General features: G+C 38.4%; 3 protein-coding genes. 1 reads left to right on the top strand and 2 read right to left on the bottom strand.

What is annotated here, in order from left to right; genetic code table 11:
* A partial coding sequence (locus AAC037_RS22640) for a 3'-5' exonuclease (protein WP_339905820.1) occupies positions 1–354 on the bottom strand: 354 nt, incomplete at its 3' end.
* A 346-nt stretch (positions 355–700) separates the two neighbouring features.
* Positions 701–2,479: a metallophosphoesterase family protein gene (locus tag AAC037_RS22635; protein WP_339905818.1), complete on the bottom strand. Its 1,779-nt coding sequence runs from the start codon at positions 2,477–2,479 to the stop codon at positions 701–703.
* Between the two features lie 167 nt (positions 2,480–2,646).
* Here AAC037_RS22635 and AAC037_RS22630 point away from each other — a divergent pair, with 167 nt between their 5' ends.
* Positions 2,647–2,889 (top strand): hypothetical protein, encoded by a 243-nt coding sequence (locus AAC037_RS22630; RefSeq protein WP_339905817.1) that lies wholly within the window; start codon positions 2,647–2,649, stop codon positions 2,887–2,889.
* Positions 2,890–3,121 lie beyond the last annotated feature (232 nt).

Here is a 3,121-nt window from a genome sequence, read left to right as displayed (position 1 = left end):
GCGTTCGGTTCTCAATAATTCTGCCCCTACAATTGATATATCAAAACCTATATTATGGCCAACCAGAAAAGTTGTTTTTTTGAGATCTTCTTCAAAAATCTCCAGCACTTTTAATAGGTCATGCCCTTCTTTTAAGGCCCTTTGGGTTGAAATACCATGAATTTTTTCCGAATTATAAGGGATAGTAAAACCTTCAGGCTTAACTATATAATTATTATTTGAAATAAGCTTTCCCTTCTCATCATGAAGCTGCCAAGCCAATTGAACCAAACGAGGCCAGTTGTCCAAGTCAGACATGGGGGCATTGTAGTTCCTTGGGAGCCCGGTGGTTTCGGTATCAAATATCAGGTACATATATGTAGGTCGATGTAAATCATTAGTCTATTGTGTACCTTGGATAACGAGGTTATCCAAAGTGGTGATTTATACATGGAATGGCAAGGAGTGTAATTGAGCTTTATCCTTTTATGGATGTCCTGCTTGCCTGATAATTCTTTCTTCAGCTTTATATGTAGTCTTTTGGTAATCTTTTGTTTACCAAAGGAATGGGGGTAAGCCTGGGAAATTCCATTGCGAAATCTGAGTTAAAAATACAGGTAAATAAAGGTTTCTGCCAGTATAATTTGAAAAATATCTAGTGCAAAAAAAAGCCTGCCCACCTTTTATTGGTAGACAGGCTTTAAAGCAACAAAAGGAGTTATTATTTATTGATAGAAAATTTATCAACTGTTTCTCCATCCACATTGATGGTCTCAGCTTTCATGCTTTTTCCGTCAATTGTGATGTATTGATACAAGTGGTCTGCAGGGAATTGAATTTCAGCATAGGAGCCAGTTCCGATGTCTTTATTTTTTCCGGTAGTACCTACAGAGATCCAATAAATCGTTCCATCCTTAGGGCTATTTACAATTTCTCCGTTGTTCAAAGGCTTGGATCGCATATAATAGTGGAAATGTCCTCCCATGACCATGTCCACATGGTATTTGTCAAAAAGTGGTCCCCATTCACCTTGAATGTCTTCATAAGGTTCTACCTCATTGAAAGGAGGAAAGTGAAATACTGCAATTTTCCAGGTAGCATCTGATTCTTTCAATTTTTTTTCTATCCATGCTGTTTGGTCTTCATTGGGAAAAGTAGAGTCAATCATTAGGAAAAGGGTGTTTCCATAATTAAAGGCATAAGACCTTCCGGCCATTTCAGGTGAAGGGCTATCGGAGGGGTAGCTCAACATTTCTTCAAACATCCATGCACCCAAGCCATCTTGGCTGTCGTGATTGCCGGGCACTGCCATCAAGGGTTTTCTGGCGATCGTACTTCCAGCATATTGGAATAATTTATCCCAATCATCCCTGTATAAACCCGTATTTACAAGGTCTCCTGCGATATAATAGAAAGCAATGTCAGGGAATCTTTTTTCTGCTTTTTGAATGTTATTACCCCATACTTCATCAAGGTGCACATCTCCTGACCAAACAAAAGAGAAAGACTTATTTTTATCAGGAGCAGTGGTGAAGGTTTCAGGTGATGACCAACCTGCCTTTTCATTTCCAACGATATAACCATATTTAGTACCTGCTTCCATTGACCTTACTTTCGCAGTAAACCTATTCATGTATCGGTCATTTTGCAGCAGTCTGTCTTCCATTAGAAATTTTTCTGCCTGTGTTTCCAGCGTATCATTGGTTCCTTCTTTCCAATATCTGACAGTGCCGGATGCTACCGTTTCAGTAGTTCTCCATTGGATGTCCATGGAGGTTTCAGACGAATCGCTCCATGTAAGAAGAACTTGGTCAGGTATTTTTCTAGTGGGGAAATTAGTAGTTCTAAAGGCATTCACCATATGGGCTTCTCTTGCTCTACCCCTAATGGTTGTTAGCAATTGTTGTCCCTTAAGGGCTTCTGGTACAGAAGTGAGGGTAAGGCCACTCCAGTCATGGTAAGTGAAAGCACCCACATCAAAAACCTCAAAATGTTGTTTTTCCGGAAAGATGGGAGTGATTTCCAATTGGTCTTCAGGATTTTGTGGTGCAAGTCCTAGGAAGTAAACGGGTCGGTGTTTTCCAAAACCATTGATGCCCAAATGAATTTCACCGGCATCAAAATCTTTTTGCCAGACTTCATAGGTATCGTGTTCATTTTGAACTTCCATATCCTTGAGTGCAAACCCCGATGGTTTCAACCAAAAAGGGACTACCTTCTGGCCTTTGTTTCTCATGAGAGATACGGTGGTAGGTACATTGACCTCCATTTTCCAGTATTGAGTCGCTAATGATTCTTTTTCTTCCTCAGTAAGGTATTGTTCGACAAACTCATGTGAAATGGTGTCTAGTTGATTTTTATCCAATTCTTTATAGAGTCTGGTTACGACCCCATCCATGGTTTCTTTTACCGAGGGCAAATTTTTGTCACTGTTTTTTTTTGGTCCGCAAGAATTTAAAATTAAAACTATGCAAGCCAATAATAGTGGTGTGGTTTTCATAATTAATATAATATTTAAGGGCCATTTGTCTCTAAAGGCCGTTTTTTGGTGTCAAACAATATTACGCATTAAATGGAAATCAGGCCATTTTATGTCATTGTTATGTTTGTTAATAATTAATTCATAATAAAAAACAATTATTACAAATAGTCTCTTTTTTATAAGCCATGGTATTTACGGTGGAGGGCATTTATATGAAAAAGAAAAAAGCAGAGGCTCTGATGCAGAGACTTGTACAAAATGAAATTTCGCGACCGGAGTTTGAAGCGCTTTTAGGAGGCTTGGAAGATTCGGAAATGTTGAGCGGTATGGAGGAAAGTATGCGGAAACATTTTGAGAAAGTCCTGAAGGATTATAAAAATGACAAAAGTGAAAATTTTGAAAAACACCAAACAAGTAAATTGAAATAGAATAAAAATAATAAGGTGTAGAGGTCCTAAAAAGGACAAGGTTTGGATAATAACTTCCAATTAATCAATACAATAGAAAACTGAACATGCAAAACAATTAACTTATGAAAAAACATCGTACTAAAAAAATGATGAAGTGGATGGTGCCACTTCTCTCGGTAGGTATTATATCTACCGGATCAGTACTGGCGGAAGCCAATGGACTCTCTGAGATGAGGAGTTCCTTAGGAGC

This window comes from uncultured Cyclobacterium sp., from assembly GCF_963976465.1.
In the GTDB taxonomy this organism is placed as follows: domain Bacteria; phylum Bacteroidota; class Bacteroidia; order Cytophagales; family Cyclobacteriaceae; genus Cyclobacterium.
Note: the sequence above shows the minus strand (reverse complement) of the source record. Positions and strands in the feature narration are given on the sequence as shown.